General features: G+C 63.0%; 17 protein-coding genes. 10 read left to right on the top strand and 7 right to left on the bottom strand.

Features of this window, described 5'->3' with window-relative positions; genetic code table 11:
• Positions 1 to 15 precede the first annotated feature (15 nt).
• Together NDB2M4_RS07610 and pip are read left to right on the top strand one after the other, a co-directional pair.
• Positions 16 to 1,851: a solute symporter family protein gene (locus NDB2M4_RS07610; protein ID WP_072372649.1), complete on the top strand. Its 1,836-nt coding sequence runs from the start codon at positions 16 to 18 to the stop codon at positions 1,849 to 1,851.
• A 24-nt stretch (positions 1,852 to 1,875) separates the two neighbouring features.
• The gene (gene pip, locus NDB2M4_RS07605; RefSeq protein ID WP_072372646.1) at positions 1,876 to 2,838 is read left to right on the top strand and encodes a prolyl aminopeptidase; all 963 of its coding nucleotides are present in this window, start codon (positions 1,876 to 1,878) and stop codon (positions 2,836 to 2,838) included.
• Between the two features lie 132 nt (positions 2,839 to 2,970).
• Here the strand turns inward: pip and NDB2M4_RS07600 are convergent, their stop codons facing one another.
• Positions 2,971 to 3,423 (bottom strand): secondary thiamine-phosphate synthase enzyme YjbQ, encoded by a 453-nt coding sequence (locus NDB2M4_RS07600; protein WP_072372644.1) that lies wholly within the window; start codon positions 3,421 to 3,423, stop codon positions 2,971 to 2,973.
• A 207-nt stretch (positions 3,424 to 3,630) separates the two neighbouring features.
• Here NDB2M4_RS07600 and NDB2M4_RS07595 point away from each other — a divergent pair, with 207 nt between their 5' ends.
• The 3 genes from NDB2M4_RS07595 (at position 3,631) to NDB2M4_RS07585 (ending at position 8,669) form a co-directional block, all read left to right on the top strand.
• On the top strand, positions 3,631 to 6,696 hold the full coding sequence (locus NDB2M4_RS07595) for a tetratricopeptide repeat protein (protein WP_072372641.1): 3,066 nt from the start codon (positions 3,631 to 3,633) through the stop codon (positions 6,694 to 6,696).
• 195 nt (positions 6,697 to 6,891) lie between these two features.
• A complete protein-coding gene (locus NDB2M4_RS07590) occupies positions 6,892 to 7,818 on the top strand; it encodes a sulfite exporter TauE/SafE family protein (RefSeq protein WP_072372638.1) in 927 nt (308 codons plus the stop codon).
• Entirely contained in the window at positions 7,818 to 8,669 is an 852-nt protein-coding gene (locus NDB2M4_RS07585) for a TIGR02186 family protein (protein WP_244536085.1), read from the top strand. Before NDB2M4_RS07590 ends, NDB2M4_RS07585 begins: the two co-directional genes overlap by 1 nt.
• Positions 8,670 to 8,671: 2 nt before the next feature.
• Here NDB2M4_RS07585 and pdeM read toward each other — a convergent pair whose 3' ends face one another.
• Both pdeM and NDB2M4_RS07575 read right to left on the bottom strand, forming a co-directional pair.
• The gene (gene pdeM, locus NDB2M4_RS07580; RefSeq protein WP_072372635.1) at positions 8,672 to 9,394 is read right to left on the bottom strand and encodes a ligase-associated DNA damage response endonuclease PdeM; all 723 of its coding nucleotides are present in this window, start codon (positions 9,392 to 9,394) and stop codon (positions 8,672 to 8,674) included.
• Positions 9,382 to 11,886, bottom strand: coding sequence for a ligase-associated DNA damage response DEXH box helicase (locus NDB2M4_RS07575; RefSeq protein ID WP_072373380.1), 2,505 nt, complete (start codon positions 11,884 to 11,886; stop codon positions 9,382 to 9,384). The genes pdeM and NDB2M4_RS07575 overlap by 13 nt, the downstream gene beginning before the upstream one ends.
• A gap of 206 nt (positions 11,887 to 12,092) precedes the next feature.
• Between NDB2M4_RS07575 and NDB2M4_RS07570 the strand changes: the two genes are divergently transcribed.
• Positions 12,093 to 12,380 carry a DUF6460 domain-containing protein gene (locus NDB2M4_RS07570; protein ID WP_072372632.1) on the top strand — a complete coding sequence of 96 codons (288 nt, stop codon included), beginning with the start codon at positions 12,093 to 12,095 and terminating at the stop codon, positions 12,378 to 12,380.
• Between the two features lie 6 nt (positions 12,381 to 12,386).
• On the opposite strand, the gene NDB2M4_RS07565 is transcribed toward NDB2M4_RS07570, so the two are convergent.
• Complete coding sequence (locus NDB2M4_RS07565; RefSeq protein ID WP_072372630.1) at positions 12,387 to 13,475, bottom strand: quinone-dependent dihydroorotate dehydrogenase; 1,089 nt, start codon at positions 13,473 to 13,475, stop codon at positions 12,387 to 12,389.
• Positions 13,469 to 13,828 carry a DUF952 domain-containing protein gene (locus NDB2M4_RS07560; protein ID WP_072372627.1) on the bottom strand — a complete coding sequence of 120 codons (360 nt, stop codon included), beginning with the start codon at positions 13,826 to 13,828 and terminating at the stop codon, positions 13,469 to 13,471. Before NDB2M4_RS07560 ends, NDB2M4_RS07565 begins: the two co-directional genes overlap by 7 nt.
• A 229-nt stretch (positions 13,829 to 14,057) precedes the next feature.
• On the opposite strand from NDB2M4_RS07560, the gene NDB2M4_RS07555 reads away from it, so the two are divergent.
• Complete coding sequence (locus tag NDB2M4_RS07555) at positions 14,058 to 15,812, top strand: DUF262 domain-containing protein (protein WP_072372624.1); 1,755 nt, start codon at positions 14,058 to 14,060, stop codon at positions 15,810 to 15,812.
• Positions 15,813 to 15,866: 54 nt separating this feature from the next.
• Here NDB2M4_RS07555 and NDB2M4_RS07550 read toward each other — a convergent pair whose 3' ends face one another.
• Positions 15,867 to 17,519, bottom strand: coding sequence for a lysine--tRNA ligase (locus NDB2M4_RS07550; RefSeq protein WP_072372621.1), 1,653 nt, complete (start codon positions 17,517 to 17,519; stop codon positions 15,867 to 15,869).
• A gap of 151 nt (positions 17,520 to 17,670) precedes the next feature.
• Here NDB2M4_RS07550 and NDB2M4_RS07545 point away from each other — a divergent pair, with 151 nt between their 5' ends.
• The 3 genes from NDB2M4_RS07545 to NDB2M4_RS07535 all read left to right on the top strand — a co-directional run bounded on the left by NDB2M4_RS07545 (position 17,671) and on the right by NDB2M4_RS07535 (position 21,054).
• Complete coding sequence (locus tag NDB2M4_RS07545) at positions 17,671 to 18,105, top strand: tellurite resistance TerB family protein (RefSeq protein ID WP_171988052.1); 435 nt, start codon at positions 17,671 to 17,673, stop codon at positions 18,103 to 18,105.
• 354 nt (positions 18,106 to 18,459) lie between these two features.
• Positions 18,460 to 20,388 (top strand): putative bifunctional diguanylate cyclase/phosphodiesterase, encoded by a 1,929-nt coding sequence (locus NDB2M4_RS07540; RefSeq protein WP_171988051.1) that lies wholly within the window; start codon positions 18,460 to 18,462, stop codon positions 20,386 to 20,388.
• A gap of 114 nt (positions 20,389 to 20,502) precedes the next feature.
• The gene (locus tag NDB2M4_RS07535; RefSeq protein WP_072373371.1) at positions 20,503 to 21,054 is read left to right on the top strand and encodes an SRPBCC family protein; all 552 of its coding nucleotides are present in this window, start codon (positions 20,503 to 20,505) and stop codon (positions 21,052 to 21,054) included.
• A gap of 12 nt (positions 21,055 to 21,066) precedes the next feature.
• Here the strand turns inward: NDB2M4_RS07535 and NDB2M4_RS07530 are convergent, their stop codons facing one another.
• The gene (locus NDB2M4_RS07530; RefSeq protein ID WP_072372618.1) at positions 21,067 to 21,711 is read right to left on the bottom strand and encodes an alpha/beta family hydrolase; all 645 of its coding nucleotides are present in this window, start codon (positions 21,709 to 21,711) and stop codon (positions 21,067 to 21,069) included.
• Positions 21,712 to 21,803 lie beyond the last annotated feature (92 nt).

Genomic DNA, 21,803 nt, shown 5'->3' with positions numbered 1-21,803 from the left:
ACGGATCGATAGCCAATGTCCGTCACCTCGCGCACCCGCTTCGTCAATCCGCGGCTCGGCACCTATTTCGGCATCTTCGTCAGCTCGCTGTTTGGGCTGTTGATGCTGCTCCTCATTTTCGAGGAGCTTGGCACATCCGATTCATTGCTGCGCTGGGCGATGCTGCTGGGGCCGATCATTCTCTATGCGGCCATCGGGCTCAGCGCTCCGACGCGTGAGCCGATCGAATTCTTTGCGGCCGGGCGCCGCGTTCCCGCCGGTTATACCGGGCTCGGGATCGGCGTTGCGACCATGGGCGCGACGGGCATCGTCGCCATCACGGGCGTGTTCTTCCTCATCGGCTATGACGCCCTCTGCCTATTGATCGGAGGGCTCGCCGGCTTCGTCATCATGACGGTGATGCTGGCGCCGTTCTTCCGCAAGTTCGGGACCTTCACGGTGCCGAGCTATCTCGGGCGCAGGTTCGAAAGCCGGCCGGTGCGTCTTCTGGCTGCCGGACTCATGGCGGTGCCGGCGCTGCTGATGCTCGCCGCGGAACTGCGCGTGGGGGCGGTCGCAGGTGGCTGGCTTACCGGCCAGGCGCAGGGCGTTGTGATCCTGCTGATGGTTGCGACATTCGTGGTGACGGCGGTACTCGGCGGCATGCGTTCGCTTACTTGGGCGGGAAGTGCGGAGGCCATCGCTGCGGTACTGGCGCTGCTGGTGCCGGTGACGATCGTTGCTGTCATGGTGACCAACTTTCCGCTGCCGCAGCTGACCAATGGGCCGCTATTGCGTGCCCTGGTGCACAACGAGGCTGCGCAAGGCCTGCCGATCATCGATGCGCCGGCGCTGCAGTTTGCGCTGCCCGGTGAAGGCATGGCGCACATCGCCAAGAGATTTACTGCGCCGTTCGGGGCCATCGGTCCGATGGCTTTCGTCGTCACCATCCTCACGGTGCTGACGGGGGTCGCTGCTTCCCCGTGGCTGATACCGCGTGTGACGATGACGCCCGGCGTATACGAGACACGCAAATCGTTGGGATGGGCGACGGTGTACTTCGGGCTCATCATGCTGACGTGCGCGGCGGTCGCGGTCTACATGCGCGATTTCGTGATGGACATCGTCAAGGCCGGTGTTCCGTCATCGCTACCGGAATGGATGCAGCGGCTGGTCGATCTCGGTTTCGTTGCCATCGATAGCGCAGCGCCGCTCAACTACATGAGTTTCGCGTTCGATCGTGACAGCGTGCTGCTCAGCCTTCCGGTCGCCGCCGGCCTGCCGGCGGTGTTTCTCTATTTCGCCGCGGCAGGGATCGTTGCGGCGGCGCTGGTCGGCGTCAGCGCAACTGCCAGTGCGATCGGCAACGTGATTGCCGAGGATGTCGTTAACGGCTTCTCTTGGGAGCCGCTGCCGCGCGATGGCCGGCTTCACGTGGCGCGGATTGCGATGGCGGGAATTGCGTTGGCGGGCGGTGCAGTGGCGCTGCTGGCGCCCACCGATCCACTGCGGCTGCTGCTTTGGTCGTTGGCTCTGGCCGGATCGACGTTCTTCCCGGTTCTGGTGCTGTCCATCTGGTGGAAGCGGATGAACGACTTCGGCGCGATTGCCGGCATGGCAAGCGGGTTTTCCGTCGCGGTGCTGACCATACTGGCCGGCGAGGCGAATATTCTTGGCATCGACGGCGCGCTGGCGAGTATCCTCGGGCTTCCCGCCGGTGCCCTTGGTGCGGTATTGGCGAGCATCGCCACGCCACAGCCGAGCCGGAGCGTGCTCGAGCTGGTGCGGGAGATCCGCATTCCGGGCGGCGAAGTCATCTACGACCGCGAGATGCGTTTGCTGCGGCTGAAGAGCCGCGAGCGCAGTTCGTGAGCCGAATTATCTGGAGCCCGCCGCATGACGGTGCACGAGAGACTTGCCCTCTATCCGCCGATCGAGCCGTTCCGCAGCGGGATGCTGGATGTCGGCGATGGGCACACGATTTATTACGAGGAATGCGGCAACCCGCACGGCCAGCCGGCGGTGCTGGTGCATGGCGGACCGGGAGGTGGATCGAACCCGACGATGCGCCGGTTCCACGACCCCAGCCACTACCGGATCATCCTGTTCGACCAGCGCGGCTGCGGGCGCTCGACGCCAAACGCGTCGCTGGAGGCGAATACAACCTGGCACCTCGTAGCCGACATGGAGCTGTTGCGGCAGACGCTGGGCATAGACCGCTGGCAGATTTTCGGCGGCTCCTGGGGCTCGACGCTGGCGCTGGCTTACGCTGAGACGCATCCGGAGCGTGTGACGGGCCTCATTCTGCGTGGCATCTTCCTGGTGCGTTGGGCCGAGCTCGAGTGGTTCTATCAGGAGGGCTGCAGCTGGATTTATCCGGACGCCTTCTCGGCATTTCAGGCGCCGATCCCGCCTGAAGAGCGCGGCGACATGATCGCTGCCTATTACCGGCGGCTGACCGACCCGTTGCAGCAGGTTCGACTGACGGCCGCGAAGGCGTGGAGCATATGGGAAGGCTCGACGCTCTCGCTCCTTCAGGACCCCGAGCGCATCCGCCAGTTTGGAGCGGATGCCTATGCAATCGCGTTTGCGCGCATCGAGTGCCATTACTTCGTCAATGGCGGCTTCTTCGAGCGGGACGATCAGCTTCTTGCCAATGCCGGGCGGCTGGCCGGCATTCCGGGCACGATCGTGCATGGGCGCTACGATGTGGTGACGCCGCTGAAGAATGCGTGGGACCTGAAGCAGGTGTGGCCCGAGGCCGAGCTGCGGATCGTCGTCGACGCGGGACACGCCATGAGCGAGCCGGGCATTGCGCACGAGCTGGTATCAGCAACAAGAAAGCATAGATTTTTATAGGTGACGCAAGCTGAGAGAGGCTTTGCGAGCGGCTGTCATCGCGCGAGCTGATGGCCGCGCCTAAGGCGCGGGGCCCTTTGGGCCCTTGCCGCTGCGCGGCCAAGAGGGTCGCGGTGCTCTTTGTGGTTGGGCTCAGGTTGCCATCGTGCCGATGAAGTGCAGGGCGATCTCGCGGTGGTGCGGGCGGTCGCGGTGCTCGACGAGGTAGATGCCCTGCCAGGTTCCTAGCAGCATCCGGCCGTCCTTGACCGGGATGGAAAGCGACGTCTGCGTCAGCGCGGATTTGATATGCGCGGGCATGTCGTCCGGCCCCTCGACCACATGCGCATACGGCTGGTTGCGGGGTGCCAGCCGATCCAGTGCGTCGAGCATATCGACCTGGACGTCGGGGTCGGCATTCTCCTGGATCAGCAGCGATGCCGACGTGTGGCGGACCATCAGGGTCAAGAGCCCGTCAGTCGCTCCGATGCGCGCAAGCCAAGTGCCGACAGCGGCGGTCTGATCGAGCATGTCGGGACCTTCGGTCTCGACGCCCAGTGATTCGAACGCTTGGGAAATCTGTTTTTGGACCGGGATGCTGGTCATCGCTGACTTTGCCTCCAAGACAGAAAAAGGGGTGGTTTGCAGCTAATTGCAGGCCTGCGTGCAATTTTTACCCGCTGTTTAACCTGACGTTTACCGCGACTCGCAAAGCCTGGGGATGAGCGGAATCTCGTTCTGTGCGTCCCGATTCGGCAACAGCAACAGCCACCCCCAGGCCCACGGGGCCCCGATTAGCGCCAAGGGATTGAGATGTCGAACCAAGCTTACAACGAGATCTACGGAGCGCGCGCCGATGGCGTGCCCATGACCGGCGAGGCCTCGTCGACATCGATGCTAGACATGATGCGCGATCGCCTGGCTTCGCTGAGCGATGAGGCCCGATCGATCAGAGGGCAGGTCCCGCATGAGTTCGAGCCTGACGTCGAGCGCATACAGCAGCAGATGCAACGTTTGGGCGAGAGGCTTTCGGACCTGAGCCGCGGGGCATTGGTTCCGTACAGCGCCGCCCAGCGGGCCGGCGAGCGGCGGTCCAAGGAAGTGCGCTTCGTCACCGAGGACGATGTTCGCGTCGGACGGGCGCAGCCCGATCAGGTTATCGCGCTGGGTTCTCCCGCCGGACAGCGCCGCGCGGAAGCCAGATACGACAGCAACGCTTGGGACGATGCTGCTGCCAACGCGCTCGCAGAGCTCTACGAGTCGGGTGAGGCATTCTCGGTGCATGCCCGCCGTGAGGGCGCTACCGTCGCCGCAGCGAGTGTCCGCAGCACCGCACGAGCCGTCAGCAATCGCGCTTCGGACCGCCCGCAGTACGCCGCTGCGATGGGTGGCGGCATGCCCAGTCCGCAGGCTGCGCCGCGCGGCTGTGCGATGGATTCCAATTTGCTCGATCAGCGCTTCGCCGAGATCGCGGCGCGCATTGAAGAATCTCTGAGGCAGATTCGCCCCGAGGCGGCGCTTGCTTCGCTGACCAACCGGTTCGATCAGCTCGAGACACAGATCAACACGATGATCGGCCAGATGGCGACGCGCGCCGATCTGGAAGAGCTGCGGGTGGCTGAAGCACAGATCGAGGAGATCGCCACACAGCTCAATCAGCTTCGTCGCCAGATGGCGCGTCTCGACATGATCGATGCGCACCTTGGCACGCTTACCTCGCAGCTTTCCGATGAGCGCCTGACGCGTCTCTTCAACGAGGGTGTGCAGGTTACAGCTGACGTGGGCCGTCTGGATGCCATCGATGCGCAGTTGCGCATGATCGCGGTGCAGCTTTCCGACGAGCGTCTTTCCGGTCTCGTGAGCCGCAGCTCGGCGCATGATGTGGATTATGATGAAGTCGCCCAGTCCGCGGCTCAGCGCGTTGCGGCCAGCTTCGCGGCGAATTCCCATGAGCGTGATACGAGCGCCCGAGAGATCGGCGAAGTGCGTGGCATGCTGGAAAGCCTGATCAACGAGCGCCGTCACAACGACGAGAACAACGCCAGCATGCTGGAGACGATGCAGCAGGCGATCATTCGCGTGCTGGACCGGATCGATGCGCTGGAGGTGACGCCGCCGCAGGTTTCCATGCAGCCGTCTGCTCCCGCCTCCATGATGGCGCAGCCTGAGCGGCCGCAGCAGCAGCCGGTGGCCAATGCGGCCCCGACCCCGCCGGCTCCTCCCGTTGCGGCGACGCCGGCGCCGGTGTCCTACGACGACGATCTCATTCCCGCGACCGCGACGGTATTTGCCGAAATGCGCGGGCTTGCGGAGGTTGCCGGCACTGAAGTTGGCGAAGCTTCCGATTTTCTTCCGCCAGAGGAAGCTGAGGCATCCCCGGCGGACATGGAAGCCTTCATGGCCGATGAGGTGCGCGAGAATGCTGCCCCGCCGCGCATCCCGGTCTACACCACCTCGAGTTTCAACCTTGATGAGGCCTTCTCCAGCGCACGCAACGCGGAAGCTCTGAGCTTCGGCGAGCCGCAGCCGGCGAAGCGCCCGATCGAGGTTCTGCGCCACGACTTCATTGCCGACGCACACCGCGCCAAGCTGAAAGCCGCGAGCAAGCCGGACGTCTCTGACGACGATCTGCGCTCGGGCGAGCTTTCTGTGGGCACGCGTGAGCAGGCTGCGAAGCCGCGCCGTCGCTCGATCTTCTCCTTTCGCTCGCAGCGGGTGGCGATGACCCTTTTGGTGCTGCTTGCGGCGATCCCTGCGGCCATCTTCTTCATGCCGCGGACGAATGTCGATCACCTCGACGCAGCCACGCCGGCAGCCGTAACGCTCGACCCGGCTGCTGCCGGTCATGCTGCCGAAGAGCCGATGGATGCCGAGCCGATGATTCCGGCTCAGCCGCGCGTTGTTCCGCCGCTGAACGCTCCTTCGAAGCAGACGCGGCAGGACATGCAGGCTCCGCTGCCCTCGACGGGAGAGCAAGGGTATGAAGATGCCAACGCGGTTGGCGCGCCGATCGACACGGCTTCGTTGCCCGATGGCATCGCTCTGCAGAACGCAGATGTAGGCCCGAGCGGTGCGCAGGTGGCTCAGTTCAACGAGCAGGCGCGCATGGCTCATCTTTCCGGCCAGGTCGGCATTGCCGCCGCCCATGCAACGCCAGCTGCGCTGATGCAGGACCAGCTGCTGCGCGAGAGCGGCGTCGACACGGCCGATAGCGGTGCTGTCACGCTGCCGCCGGCGACGGTCGGCCCTTATTCGCTGCGTCTTGCGGCTGCCCAGGGTGATGTCTCGGCGCAGTTCGAGGTTGCCTCGCGCCTTGCCGAAGGGAAGGGTACGGACCAGGACCTGATCGAAGCGGCGCAATGGTATCAGCGGGCCGCCTCTAAGGGTTTCCCCATGGCGCAGTTCAGGCTCGGCACGCTCTATGAGCGCGGCATTGGCGTGAAGGCCGATCCGCAGCGCGCCCAGGTCTGGTACGAGCGGGCCGCCGTTCAAGGGAATGTGAAGGCGATGCATAACCTTGCGGTTCTGCTGGCCTCGCGCACACCGAAGCCGGATTACAAGTCCGCGGCCCGCTGGTTTACCGCGGCTGCCGATTACGGCCTTGGCGACAGCCAGTTCAATCTTGCCGTGCTGTACGAGAACGGCATGGGCGTCGCGAAGGACCAGCAGCAGGCCTACAAGTGGCTGGTTCTGGCTGCAAAGTCGGGTGACAAGGACGCCGCTGCACGGCGCGATAGCCTGAAGGCGAAGCTGAGTGCGGGCGATGTTGCCGCGGCCGAGACTGCGGCGAAGGACTGGCGGGCGAAGGCGATGCCCAACATGGCCAACGATGCTCGGCTCGCCGGGCAGGCGTGGCGCGACGGCACCCGCCGCGGCTAATCTCTGAGTTACCCCATCAGTTTTGCTAATGCGCCGCTGTCTCAGTGGCGCATTTCGCTTTTTTGAGGATGCGGATCTTTACTTCCACCCCATATGTTGGGAAGGGGAGTGGCCTGCGCCTTGACCGGGGCAAGCTATGGGAGCATCACGCGGGCACCGTTGTCCGCCGCAAGTCATTCGCGCAAGTATCTGCTGATGAACATCTACCTGCCGATTGCCGAGATGTCCGTCAACGCGGCGCTCTTTCTCGGCATGGGCTGGGCGGTCGGTTTCCTTTCAGGAATGTTCGGGGTTGGCGGTGGCTTCCTGCTGACGCCGCTGTTGATGTTCATGGGCGTGCCGACTGCCGTGGCCGTCGGTACTGGCTCGATGCAGATTCTCGCCTCGTCGGTGTCGGGGGCGGTCGCGCAGTACCAGCGCAATAACGTTGACATAAAGATGGGTGCGGTGCTGGTCGTCGGCGGCGTCGTCGGATCGGTGATCGGCGTTTCCTTGATGAAGATCCTGCGCCAGGTCGGCCAGTTCGACCTGTTCGTGGCGTTGAGCTACGTGCTGTTCCTCGGCGCGGTCGGCGCGTTGATGATGATCGAAAGCGTCGGGACGATCCGCAAACGGCAGACGGGGCAGGCGTCACCACGCAAGACCGGGCAGCACAGCTGGGTGCACGGTCTGCCGTTCAAGATGCGTTTCCATCGATCGAAGCTCTATATCAGTGCCTTGCCGCCGGCGATGATCGGCGCGTTCGTTGGCTTCATGGCGGCAATCATGGGCGTGGGCGGCGGCTTCGTCATGGTTCCGGCGATGATCTATCTGCTGCGCGTGCCGACGAGCGTGGTCATCGGCACGTCGCTGTTCCAGATCACTTTCGTGATGGCGGTGACGACGTTCCTGCAGGCGGTGCAGAACAAGTCTGTCGATGTCGTGCTGGCGCTGCTGCTTATCGTCGGTGGGGTGATCGGGGCGCAGTTCGGTGCTGCGGCGGGCGCAAAGCTCAAAGGCGAGCAGTTGCGTTTTCTGCTGGCGGGGCTGGTGCTCCTCGTCTGCCTGCGCATCGGCTGGGACCTGATGAACAAGCCCGTGGAGATCTATTCCATCGGGCCGGTGATCGGGGGGGCGAACTAATGGCGCGGATGCCGCTCGCTCTGCTCGCCGTCCTGCTCCTGCTGCTGCCGGTGCTGGCGCAAGATTCACGCGCTCCGCGCGTCGGGCCCCCGCGTCCGGCGGCGACCCCGAACGCCGATGCACCGTTGGAGACCGTCGAAGCGGACGTTTCCACGCGCACTCTGGAAGTGACGACCGGCTTCACCGGGCACGAGATCATCGTTTTCGGCGCCATAGACAACAGCCAGGCGCCCGAGGGCGACGCCAACTATTACGATGTCGTGGTGGTGGTCGAGGGAACGCCGTTTCCCATTGTCGTGCGGCGCAAGAGCGATGTCGGCGGTGTCTGGATCAATACCTCGTCTGTGACGTTCAGCTCGGTGCCGAGCTATTACGCCATCGCGTCGACGCGACCGATCGAGGAGATCGCCGGGCCGAGCGTTCTGGAGCGCAACGCTATCGGGTTCCAGCACATCAAGATGACGCCGAGCGCAAGCTACAAGGGCGTGCTCAAGGAATACGAGGTTGCCGCATTTCGGGATGCCGTGATCCGCTTGAAGAAGAAGCAGAAGCTCTACGTCACCGAGCCGAAAGATGGCGTTGTGTTCGCAGGGCGCAGCCTGTTCCGCGCAGCCATTCCGCTGCCGGCTAACGTGCCGGTGGGACCGCTGGTGGCGCGCACATACCTGTTCCGCAAGGGAGAGGCGGTCAGCGCGCACATCGCACGCGTGACGCTGCACCGCGCGGGCCTCGAGCGTGTGGTGCACAACTTCGCGTTCCTGCATCCGGCAGGGTATGGCCTGTTCGCCGTGCTGGTCGCGGTGGGATCGGGGCTGCTTGCCTCGACGTTCTTCAAACGGCGCAACGCGTAAGATCAGTCTTCCTTCAGGAGACGCGTTGCGACGGGGTAGAGGCCTTCCTGGCCCAGTATCCAGACATGCATGCCATCGTTGCTGAACAGCGGTTCGAACGCGTCTTCGAGGATATTGAGGCCCCCTGTGTAAGTGCCGAAAGCCGGCATCACGAGGCGACGGCCGTTGCCGACGAAGCAGGGGCGGCGAAGCGTGTAGCCGTACATGGAGAGCTTGGCAGCGGGATGCAGATGCCCGGCGATCTCGTGTGTTACGTGGCCGGGCCGGGGCTCGTGGCGCAGGACGATGCCTTCGACCTCTATCTCGGTGACGACAGTGCCGCCGAGGCGTGAGCCGATCGAAGGGTCGTGGTTGCCGGTGACCCAGATCCACTCGCGTTCCTCCTGCATGATCTGCAGGATCTCGATCTCTTCCAAGCCGATGCGTGCGGAGGCCTCGACGTCGTGCAGGCTGTCACCGAGCGCGATGATGGTTGCGGCGTCCGTGCGGTCGATGGCCTCGGCGAGTTTCTGCAGCGTCTCGCGGGTGTCGTAGGGAGGAACGAGCTGGCCGCGGCTGGCGAAGGAGGAGCCCTTTTCCAGGTGCAGGTCGGCGACGATGAGTACGTCCTCGCTGGGCCAATAGAGGGCGCCGGACATATCGGCCCGAAAGCGCTTGCCGCAGACGGAGATTTCCTGGTCCTGGAAGTCGTCGTAGGCGAGGCGCTCAGGTTTCAGCTCGAGCATTGCGTCTCCTCTATCGGGCCCTGGAGCCGCGACATTGCCGCAGCTTCACGCAGCAGATCCTCGCGCGCGAAGCCTGCGACGGCCTCTTTGCCCGTCTCCAGAAGGATCGGCACGGAAAGCGGCGACAGTCTGTCTAATGGTTGATGCCTGATTCTGCCGTTGATTCGGCGCAGAAAATCGCCCAAGCGGGCGATGTCGAGCAGGCCTGTGGCCGCATCGGCCCAGGCGGCCTCCAAAAGGATGTGATGCGGGTCATGGCGGCGGAGCACGTCATAGATGAGGTTGGTTGAGAGCGCGACTTGGCGCCCGGTCTTCTCGCGACCTGGGTGACGACGCTCAACAAGGCCGGCGATGAGTGCGACCTGCCGGAAGGTGCGCTTCATGAGGTTCGATTCCGCGAGCCAGGCGTCGAGGTCGTCGCCGAGCATGTCCTCGTCGAAAAGATCATCGAGGTCGAGCCTGCCTGAGGCGACGAGAGCCGACAGATCGCCCAGTCCCCAAACCGCCATGCCATAGTCATTGGCGACGAAGCCGAGGGGCGAAGCGCCAACACGGTCGAGGCGGCGCGTCAGCAGCATGCCCAGTGTCTGGTGGGCGAGCCGGCCTTCGAACGGATACGTCACAAGGTAGTGGCAGTTGCGGCGGGCGAAGGTTTCGACCAGCAACTCGTCACGACCCGGGATGGCGGAGCGCTCCTCTTGCAGTTCCAGCCACCGGGCGACCGACGAGGGCAAGCGGCTCCATTGGGAGGCGTCGGCAAGCATGGCGCGCACGCGCTCGGCCAGATGCGTCGAAAGGGGAAATTTGCCGCTGTTGTAACTGGGTATGACAGGATCGCGGGCGCTTGCCCGGCTGACGAATGCTTCGTTTTCGCTCATGCCCTCGAAGCGTAACACCTCCCCCGCAAGGACAAACGCGTCGCCGGGGCGAAGTTGCTCAATGAAGTATTCGTCGACCTCGCCCATGACACGGCCACCGACGAAGCCGTGGCGCATGGCGCTGGAGCGCCGCCCGGCGAGCCGCACTTTGATCGTAGGTGCAGCGACAATGGTGCCGGCATTCATGCGGTAGCTTTGCGTGAAGCGGGGATGGGCAATGCGCAGACGCCCGTCGGGCGTGGTCTTGAGTTTGGCGTAGCGCTCGTAGCTCTTGAGGGCATAGCCGCCGTCGGCAGTGAAGCCGAGCACACGATCGAACGTGGCGCGGTCGAGCGCGGCATAGGGGGCCGCGGATGTCACCTCGGAATAGAGCGCGGCGGGATCGAATGGGCCGGCGCATGCTGTACCGAGGATGTGTTGGGCGAGCACGTCGAGAGAACCCCGGCGTGAGAAAGTAACGTCCTGGGCGCCTGCTTCGGCGGCATCGACTGCCGCTCGGCACTCCAGCACCTCGAAGCGGTTCGAGGGTACGAGAAGCGCTTGCGATGGCTCATCAAAGCGGTGGTTGGACCGGCCGATGCGCTGGATGAAGCGGCTGGCACCTTTGGGGGCACCGACGTGAATGACGAGATCGACGTCGCCCCAGTCGATGCCGAGGTCCAGAGTCGATGTGGCGACGACCGCGCGGAGTGTGCCGGCGGCCATGGCGGCTTCCACCTTGCGTCGCTGCTGAGCGTCGAGCGAGCCGTGGTGAAGACCAATCGGCAGGTTCAGTTCGTTGACGCGCCACAGGTCCTGGAACAGCAACTCGGCCTGCATGCGCGTATTGACGAACAGGAGGCAGAGCTTGCGTTCGGCGATGGCTGCGTAGATTTCTTTGATGGCGTAGCGGGTGGTGTGGCCCACGCTGGGCATCGTGTCATCCAGTTCGAGGATGTCGATGTGCGGCTTGGCGCCCCCGAGGATGTGCACCAGCTCGGCCATTTCGATCCGTTCGCTGGGCGCCGTCTGGGGAGCCAGGTAGGCACGCAGTTCGGAGGGCCGGGCGACGGTCGCCGAAAGGCCGACGGTACGCAAGCCGGGGGCGATGGCCCGCAAACGCGCAATGTTCAAAGCCAGCAGGTCGCCGCGTTTGGTCGAGGCGAGGGCATGGAGCTCGTCGAGAATGATCGTGTCGAGACCGGCGAACAATTCGCTGGCGTCGGGGTGGCTTAACAGCAGCGCGATCTGCTCCGGCGTCGTCATCAAGATATCGGGCGGCGCGTGGCGCTGGCGTGCGCGGCGCGCGACCGATGTGTCGCCGGTGCGCGTCTCTGTGCGGATCGGAAGCTGCATCTCCGAGATGGGCGCAGTAAGGTTGCGGGCGACGTCGACCGCGAGCGCTTTCAGCGGGGAAATATACAGCGTGTGCAAGCGCTGGGACCGGTTGCGGCGCGGCCCTTCGGCAAGGCTGACGAGGCTCGGCAGGAACCCGGCGAGCGTCTTGCCAGCACCGGTCGGAGCGATCAGTAAGGTGGAGCGGCGCTCTCGCGCGGCTTCAAGCAGGGCGAGCTGGTGCGGCCGCGGTGCCCAGCCACGTGCCGCGAACCATCCGGCGAAGGGTTCGGGAAGCAGCGGCTCGGCCGTCCGCTGGGGATCGGAGCGGCGACGCTTGGCGGTGCTCTTAACTCGTTTCGTCGTCGTCACTTAGTTATGCCACGCTCTACTACCGGACGCGTTACTGTCGAAAGCCCCCGACAACTGTGCTAATGGCGGGACACGACATTAGCCGGTAGATATAGGGGCGCCGCTAGCTCGGCGCGCGAGAGGAGAACGACCCCATGGACCGCACTACGTTTCTCGGCGGAAGCGTGCTGGGGGTACTCGTCCGGCTCACCATACTGTCGATCGTGGTCGGCATCATACTCTCCGCGCTGGGCATCACCCCTGATAATTTCTTCTACCAGATCAATGTGCTGCTCCGTCGCATCTATGATCTGGGCTTCGGTGCAATAGAGTCGGTGCTGGGCTACTTCATTCTCGGCGCGATGGTGGTGGTGCCGATCTGGTTCATTTCGCGGCTGATCAAGGCGAGCCGCGGGCCGGAAGATCCGCCGGCGCCGCGCTAAGTCAGCTTAGCCTTCGAGGGATTTTGCGGCCCACTCGTCGGCACGCCGGCCGACGAGGTCGCTGATCGCGTGCACGTTATGGCGGCGTACGGCATCGGTCAGCGTTGCCTTGATGCGGCCGATGAGGCTCGGCCCTTCGTAAATCAAGCCAGTATAGAGCTGCACCAGAGTGGCGCCTGCTTCGATCTTGGCGAGCGCGGCGCCACCGCTGTCGATGCCGCCGATACCGATGAGCGGGATATTTCCGCCGGTCGCCCGATGGACGCGCGCCAGCATGACGGTAGAGCGGTGAAAGAGAGGGCGGCCGGAGAGGCCGCCGGCCTCGCGCGCATTGCTGTCGCGCAGACCGTGGCGCGATAAGGTCGTGTTCGAGATCGCGATGCCATCAACGTTTTGCTGGGTGAGCACGGCAAGAACTTCGCCCAAGGACTCCTCGGGGATGTCAGGTGCAAGCTTGACAATGATCGGACGCTTGGGGTTGCCAGCGTGCATCTGTTTCGCCCGAGCAGCGAAAACGCGCGTCAGCAAATCGCGCAGGGCGGCGGGGTCCTGCAGATCGCGCAAGCCCGGCGTGTTGGGCGAAGATATGTTGATCGTGAAATAACTTGCGACGTCATAGAATGCGTCGATGCCGCGCACGTAGTCAGCGATGCGATCGGATGCATCCTTGTTGGCGCCAATGTTCACACCGACGACACCGTGGCGCGGCCTGCGCCGCAGACGCTCCAGGGCGGCATCGTGTCCGCCGTTGTTGAAGCCGAGACGATTGATGACCCCGTGATCGTCCAACAGCCTGAATACGCGCGGCTTCGCGTTGCCAGGTTGGGGCAGCGGCGTGACGGTTCCGATCTCAGCGAAGCCGCAGCCAAGCCGCAGAATTGCATCGGGCACGCGAGCGTCTTTATCGAAGCCAGCGGCTATTCCTATGGGGTTGCGCAGAGTGAGACCGGCAAAGCTCGTTGCGAGCATTGGGGGATCGGGTGACGCGTTGGGATAGGCGCCAAGTTCGAGGGCCTTCAGAGTGAGCTCGTGCGCTTCCTCTGGTGCAAGTAGCCTGAGTGCGCGCGGCGCTAAGTCAAACAGTGCCTTCAACATTGAAATCCCTCGGGTAGTCTGGGAACGCCGTCGTCGTCGAGGCGCAGTGAATGCGTCGCCGTCGCGATTGCTGTAGGCAATGCACTATAGAGGTGTGGGAACTCCTCGCCGCCACGCGATATTTCCCAGCGGAGTGCGTCGCCAAGTTCGTGCGTGTTAAACTCAATCAACAGCAGGTCATTCTGCCCGCGAAAGTGTTTGGCGAGTGTTCCGGCTAGTTGTGAGGCAAGCGACAAATGGATAAAGCCGTCGCGTTGATCGTCGGCTGACCCGGTAAAAGCACCAGCTTGACATGCGGCTTCCCACGCTGCGCGCGGCGATACCTTGAAGACAACTGCGCGAGACGGTTTCATCGCACACCAAAGCGCAATGGCAGCGACAAAGTTGCGCGCGTGTTGTGCGCGTCTGTCGCAGCGTCGCGGAAGTGCCGCTGTCGATCAACATTGCGCGAGCCGTGTGCTGTCGGACGCTGCTTTTCAAAGATCGTATCTGTCATGGCGCGTGCAGTCATGGTAGCTTCATAGTTCTGGCGCTCGACGAGTGGACTTGGCGTTTGCTAAGGCCGAAACCAAAAGAAGTTATATGTTCCCCGGTCTCCCTACAGCGTCTCTGACACTAACGCATCTCTTCTCGTCTCCATTCCACTTCTCCGTGCCCTGTTACCAGAGGCCGTACTCGTGGACCACGGTTGAGGCTGGACAGTTGCTGCAGGATCTGCTTGCGGCGGCTGGTATTGGCGGCGTTACGGACGCGGCAGAGCCCGACTATTTCCTTGGCACCATACTGCTGCTTGATGGAAGTGGCGGTGACCTGCCGGCGGCGCGCGACCGCGAACCGCGGATGTTCGAGATCATCGACGGGCAGCAGCGTCTAGTGACCCTGGCGGTGCTTGCGGCTGTTCTGCGGGACCTTGGGACCGAGCGTTGGCGCTGGGGTGCGCGCAATCGTCTCGACGAACTCGTCGCTGCCGATGCAGGAGCCCTGAGACAATTCGGGGCACGCTTCCGCATAGAGGTGAGCGCAGGCGAGCAAGCGTTCCTCGAGAACCATATTCAGGCGCGCGGGGCGTGCCTGGGGAATGTCGACCCCGAACCACTGAGCGAGGCAGAGGATCGCCTGCTCATGGTGCGCGATCATTTCGTGAGCGAGCTGTCGGCGCTCGATGAGAGCGACAGACGGCGGCTGACCGACTACCTGTGCGATCAATGTCATTTCGTCGTCGTGCTGACGCGGGACATCGACAGGGCGCACCGTCTTTTCACCGTGCTGAACGAGCGCGGTCGCTCGCTGCAGCGCAACGATATCCTGAAGGCAGAAGTGCTGAAGGGAATACCTGAGCAGCGACGGGCCGGCGCAATCGAGAAATGGGACAACGCAGCGCGGTTGCTGGGCGCGCGCTTCGAGACGTTCTTCAGCCATGTATTCGCTGTCTATGGCCGCGGCGACACGAAGATCATCGCTGGCGTGCGGCGCACCATCAGCGAGGCGGGGGGCCCCGAAGCGTTCTTGAACAACATCGTCGCGCCACTGTCTCAAGCTTACGACACGGTGCTGCGTGCAGGGGACGTCAGTCTCAATATCGATCCTGAGGTGCGACGCTACCTCGTCTATCTCGGACGGTTGCCGGAAGGCGATTGGGCGCCGGCTGCCATGCTAGTGATGCAGCAGTATAGCGAGGATCGGGGACGGGCAAAGCTGCTGCTGAAGGAGATCGACCGGCTCGCGCATCTGTTGCGCGTTCTGTGCGTCGGGTCGGGCAAGCGCGTGCGGCGGATGTCGGAGGTCGTGCAGATCATCAGGTCGCGTGCGCCGGTGAGGCCGGGAGAGGGCCCGTTCGCGCTGTCGCGCGATGAGATCCGCAACATCGGCTATCACCTGCGCTCGATGTATCGGCGCGACGCTCAAGTGTGCAAGCAACTGCTGCTGCGCCTCAACGACGAGCTAACGCGCAGCATGACCGTGCTCGATCCGAAAGACTACAGCGTCGAGCATGTGCTGCCGCAGCGTCCCGGAGCGACGAGCGAATGGCGGCGCTGGTTTGCCGATGCGGAAGAGCGCGAGATGTGCACCGAGAGCCTCGGCAATCTCGTTGCGGTTACGCAGAAGCAGAACGACCGCGCCCGTAACCAAGAGTTTCATCGCAAGCGCGAAATCTATCGCGGCGGCGTGGACGATCCGCCGGTGCTGGCGATTACGCGCGACGCCGTCGAGGCGAGCGTGTGGCGCGCGGACGAGATCCGCGCGCGCGAGGCCAAGCTGTTCGGCCTCATTCGCGATACGTGGGGCGTCGAGGTTGCCGGGATGCAGGGCGTCGGCACGCGCAGCGACGTGGCTTAGAATGGACCGGCGGTGACGGACGAGGCGAGTTCAGGCTCGCCCCGTTGGTTGCGATCACGTCGCTTTCGTCAGCTCGCCGGCGAGTGCCCTATCGATCAACGCACGTGTTTCGTTGATGCCGTAGAGCTCGATAAAGCTGCCAAAGCGCGGCCCCTTCTCCTCCCCGAGCAGTACTTCGTAGATGGCGTTGAACCAGGCGTTGGAGACGCCAGGACGCTCTGGCGTTGCGCCTTTGGCGTTGAGATCCTGATAGCGCGGCACGGAGCGGCCGACGTCGTAAACCAGGCCTTGCAGCTCCTCGGCGGTCGCATTTGGACTGGCGGCAGCGAGCGTGTCCGACAGCTTGCGCAGGGCGGCGGTCTCGACGTCGTCGGCGGGGCGGTACTTTTTACGCGGCTTCACGAAGTCGGCGTAGTAGCGCACGGCATAGCCGGCCATCTCGTCCAACAGCGGATGCGTCTCGGGGCTGACGCCTTTGACGTGGCGGCGGATGAAACCCCAGAGCACTTCCTTGTCGTCGGCGTTGGAGGCGGCGACCAGGTTGAGCAGGAGCGCGAAGGTGATCGGTACATTCGCAGGCGGCGGGTTGCCGTCGTGAATATGCCAGACGGCGTTGTCCAGCTTGCCCTTGTCGTCCTGGCGGCCGTATGCCGAAAGGAGCTGCAGGTATTCATCGACGGCGCGCGGAATGACGTCGAAGTAAAGGCGCTTGGCCGTCTTCGGCTTCTGGAACATGAAGAGCGCAAGGCTTTCAGGGCTCGCATACTTCAGCCACTCGTCGATCGTCAGGCCGTTGCCCTTCGACTTGGAGATCTTCTCGCCCCGGTCGTCGAGGAACAGCTCGTAGTTGAAGCCTTCGGGCGGGGTGCCGCCGAGCGCCTTACAGATGCGTGAAGAGAGCAGCACAGAGTCGATGAGGTCCTTACCGGCCATCTCGTAGTCGACGCCGAGCGCGGTCCAGCGCAGGGCCCAGTCCGCCTTCCACTGACACTTGACCGCGCCGCCGGTGACGGCGGTTTCCACCTTCTCGCCAGTGTCTGGATCGATGTAGACGATGGTGCCCTTGCGCGGATGGCGTTCGACCATCGGTACCTGCAACACCTTGCCGGTGCGCGGCGAGATGGGAAGGAAAGGCGAATAGGTGGCGCGGCGCTCGGGGCCAAGCGTCGGCAGGATGATCTCCATGACCTTGTCGTAGGCGTGGAGCATCTTCAAGAGTGTCTCGTCGAAGCGGCCGGACTTGTAGGCCTCGGTCGCCGACATGAACTCGTAGGAGAAGCCGAAACGGTCGAGGAAGTCGCGCAGCATGGCGTTGTTGTGATGCGCGAAGCTTTCGAACTTCCCGAACGGGTCGGGCACATTGGTCAGCGGCTTTTCGAGAGATGCGTGCAGCAGCTCCTGGTTCGGGACGTTCGAGGGGACCTTGCGCAGCCCGTCCATATCGTCGGAGAAGCAGATGAGGCGCGTTGGCCGCTTGCCCTCGGTCAGCAGCTCGAATGCGTGGCGGACCATGCTGGTGCGGGCGACCTCGCCGAACGTGCCGATGTGCGGCAGGCCGGACGGGCCGTAGCCCGTTTCGAATATAACGGCCTTTTCCTCGCCGTCCTTTATCTTCTCCAGCCGCTTGATAAGACGACGCGCTTCCTCGAAGGGCCAGGCCTTCGCGTCGGCGAGAGCAGAGGTTGGGGCGGGCAAGGGAGACGACATTGCGTATTGTTTTCTATGTCTGGAGGAGGTTGCAGGCGTGGAAACGAAGTGGCGGGAACCCTATGTTCGGGCCGGCGCATACGTCAACGTCATTGCGTCGGAACGGGCGCCATGACGCGGCGCCAATGCCATAAGCGGAGGCTCAAGACCAGTGCTGGCCGATCAACCCTCACCCTCGGCGACGCTGTCGCCCCAAGAGGCCCTAATCTACGCAATGGTTGCCGCAGCGGCGGCTGACAGGACGATCGCGCAAATCGAGATCGAGCGGATGCATTCGATGGTGCGGGAGCTTCCTGCTTTTCGCGGGCTGGATGACGCCTGGTTTGGGCGCGAAGCGCAGGCGTGCGGAAAGCTGCTTTCACGCCCCGACGGTGTGAACAAAGTTGTCCGGCTCATTGGTGAAGCGCTGATCGGGGAGTTACGCGAAACCGCTTATGCTCTGGCCGCTGAAGTCGCTGCGAGTGACCTGGCGTTGCAGGCGGACGAAAAGTCGTTCCTCGATCTTCTGGGGGACGGGCTGCGACTTGATGAGCTGACACGCGCTGCACTGCAGCGCACGGCGCGCGTGCGGCATCGGTCGACGTGAGGCTCAAGAAGTTTCGTAGCGAAAAATGAGAATCATTCAGTAACCTATTTTTTATATGGGTAGATGAGTTTGTAATCGAGTGCGCGCGGATTCGCGGATTGCAACACGCATGGCCTTTTGCCGATGAAAGCGCGTGACGATTTTCTGAGGCTAGAACACGCGCCCCATACGCCGATTGCTCTCTTCGATGAAGCGGGCCGGCTGCGCGGTTGGTCTCCCGCGTTTGGCGAGGCATGCACTTTAACCGCCAATCAGCTCGCTCATAGGCACGTCTGGGATCTTTGGATCGAGCTAGACGCCGAGCGGTGGAACGACGTCTGGCAAAAGGTGCAGGCGGACGGCTTGGCGATTGTCATGCAGGTACGAGAACGCTGCTCGTGCCAGGGATGCAACGAAGTCGTCGAGTTGGAGATTGGCCGCTTCCTTTATGACGAGCGGTGGTTCGCCAAGATCGAGTATCGCCGATCCGCTGCTTGGCGGCTGCACCTGATCCAGCAAGAGGTGCTGGAGGCGATGGCTTACGGACTGCCGTTGAAAGCCATCATGGACACGCTGTGTCGCAAGGTCGAACAGTTAGCGCCATCAGTCACGTGCTCGGTATTGGAGGTTGATCCGCAGCTCAGGCTTCGCCATATCGCCAGCCCCAGTCTTCCGGAGCACTATTCCGCGGCGATCGACGGGTTGCCGATCGGTGCGAAGGCGGGATCTTGCGGGACGGCAGCCTATCGCGGTGAGCCCGTGGAGGTCGTCGATATTGCGACCGATCCTTTGTGGGAGGACTATAAGCAACTCGCGCTGCCGCTTGGTCTGCGCGCGTGCTGGTCCAGCCCGATCAAATCTTCCGACGGCCGCGTGCTGGGCGCGTTCGCATTCTACTATCCGCGCTCGCGAGGACCTAACCTGCTCGAGCGGCAGATCGTGCGTACGTGCTTGCACTTGTGCATGATCGCCATGGAGCACGAGGAGACCCGAAGCCGAGCCTACGAGTACGCTTTTTCTGATCCGCTGACACGGCTTGCCAACCGGACGCGCTTTCAGCAACGCGTTAGCGAGCTCTTGGCTCTGGTGGCGGAAACCGGCCAGAAGGTTGCGGTGCACTACGTGGGCTTGGATCGCTTTCAAGCTATCAACGAAATGCTCGGCTACGCGGCCGGTGATGAGATTCTGCAGTCGATCGGCAGTCGATTGGCGACCCTTGTCAGGGACCGTGAGGCTCTGGCGCGCATCGGCGGCGATGAATTCGCCGTGGTTCAAGCCGGCGATCTAAAGGACGAGGACGTTGCCGGGCGGGCGAGACGTATCGGCGCTCTCGTCGAAGAGCCTTTCATCGTCGCGGGGCAACCGCTGCACCTGGAGGCGAGTATTGGGATCGCGATCGGGCCTGAAGATTCCAAGAGCGCCGACGTGCTCATCCATAATGCGGCGCTGGCCATGCGGCGCGTGAAGGAATTGGGCCGCGGCACTTATGTCTTCTACGAGAAGCACCTGAACGAGCGAATGCAGCGGCGGCGGCGAACCGAGCGGGATTTGCAGGATGCGTTGTCGCGTGGTGAGCTGGAGCTCTATTTTCAGCCGATCTTCTGCTTGAAGACGGGGACGATCGAGCAGGCAGAGGCGCTGTTGCGGTGGAATCACCCTGAACGCGGCATGGTGTTGCCTTCGGAGTTCATTCCGCTGGCGGAACAGTGCGGGCTCATTCAAGAAATCGGTGAATGGGTCATACGAAAAGTGTGCGCGCTGGCTGCCAAGTGGCCGGGATCAGTTGGTGTCGCGGTCAATCTCTCGCCGCTGCAGTTCGATAACAGCGATCTTGGAAAAGTCGTGGCTTCGGCCCTGGAAGTCTCCGGCCTTGACCCGTCTCGTCTGGAATTGGAGATCACCGAGTCCGTTCTGCTTCGCGATTGCGCGGTCAGCGTTTCCATCCTCGATGAACTTGCCGAGCTTGGAGTTTCTATTGCTCTCGACGATTTCGGTACGGGGTTCTCCTCGCTCAGCTATCTGCAGCGCTTTAAAGTCGACCGCATCAAGATCGATCAATCCTTCGTGCGCGACATCAACACCAGCGAAGGCTCGCTGAAGATCGTGCGCGCCATCGTGATGCTGGGTCACAGTCTGGGTCTTAACGTCACCGCCGAGGGCGTGGAGACCGACGATCAACTTGCGGCCGTGCGTGGAGAAGGCTGCGATGCAGCGCAGGGCTTCTACATTGGCATGCCATGTTCGCTCGCCGAGTTCGCCGAGCAGCTGGAGCGAGTTAATGGCAGCGCGGCTCCGGCTGCCTGATTAGGCAAAAATCCCTCGAACTCTTTGCATCTGAAGGTTACAATGTACCAATTCGCCCTCTCCGGAGCGGCGCACAAACAAACGTGGGCTGTTGCCCCGATATGGGAGAAAACGATGAAGTTGCCGATCACCGCCCTTGTGCTTTCCGCCGTCGTCTTTCCGTTTGCGACAGGGGCCAATGCCGCCAGCCTAACCTCCGGCAAGAAGCTGGAAATTCGCGTGGATGAGGCCAAGGTCGAGGAAGAAAAGAAGGCGCTTTGGGACCAGTTCGGCGGCTGGTGTGCGATTGCGGAGTGGCATCCGGCGGTCAAGTCCTGCGAAGAAACGAAAGAGGGCGACACTGAGTACCGCACCCTCACGCTTCAGGACGGCGGCAAGATCAAGGAGAAGCTGCTGGAGCGCGGCAACGCGAGCTACAAGTACGAGATCGTCGAAAGCCCGCTGCCGGTGAAGAACTATGAGGCGCAGTTCACCGTGACCCCCGATGATGACGACCTCGATGAGGTGAACATCGTATGGGCTGCTACGTACGATGCCGCCGACGGCAAGGAAGATGCCGATGCGCGTAAGACGATTGATGGCATCTTCAAAGACGGCATCAGCAGCATCAAGGGAAAGCTTGGCGACAAGGTCGTCGAGCGCAAAAAGAAAAAAGACAACGACTGAGCTGAGTGCGCTTCAGCCGATACCGTTGACGAAGCCGTCGATGGTATCGGCAGCGAGCGCCAGATTGCCTGCGCGCGTATAGCCGCTGCCGCCACGGGGGCCGAGATCATGGTCCCCGTCGCTGGCCCAAGTCACAGAGATTTTCGGTGACAGATTGAAGCCTTCGACCTCGGTGCGCGAGCCGAATGGGTCACGCTCGCCTTGGACGATGAGAGCGGGGCACTTCAGCTTCTCAAGATGGGCAGTGCGCAGATTTTCCGGCTTTCCCGGCGGGTGAAACGGATAGCCGAGGCAGACGAGACCGGCGATGGAGCCGGTGCTGAACAGCTCATCGGCGACGAGGCTGGCGACGCGCCCTCCCATGGACTTGCCGCCTATGACGAGCTTTTGCTTGCGCGGGCTGAGCGACGCAAGTTCGTTGACTGCGCTAAGATATTCGCCGGTCAGCTTCTCGGCGCGGGGCGGTGGGCGCCGTTTCCCGCCGCTCCGGCGGGCGGCCATATATTCGAACTCGAATCGCGATACCTGCAGGCCACGCGCCGTCAAAAGCCCGGCCATCTTCTCCATGAATGGGCTTGTCATCGGCGCACCAGCTCCATGCGCCAAGAGTGTGTGGCAGAGCGCGTTGTCGGGGCCGGTTGTGAGGAATTCGGTCACGGGTTTTGTGCTGGTCGCTGGCTGCAAGGTTAATCGATCAATAAGGGTCGGGGTCGCTTTTTGGCCCTAGCCCGTTAGTATGGCGTGAATTC

Origin of the sequence: Hyphomicrobium sp. NDB2Meth4 (assembly GCF_900117445.1) — a bacterium.
In the GTDB taxonomy this organism is placed as follows: Bacteria; Pseudomonadota; Alphaproteobacteria; order Rhizobiales; family Hyphomicrobiaceae; genus Hyphomicrobium_A.
Note: the sequence above shows the minus strand (reverse complement) of the source record. Positions and strands in the feature narration are given on the sequence as shown.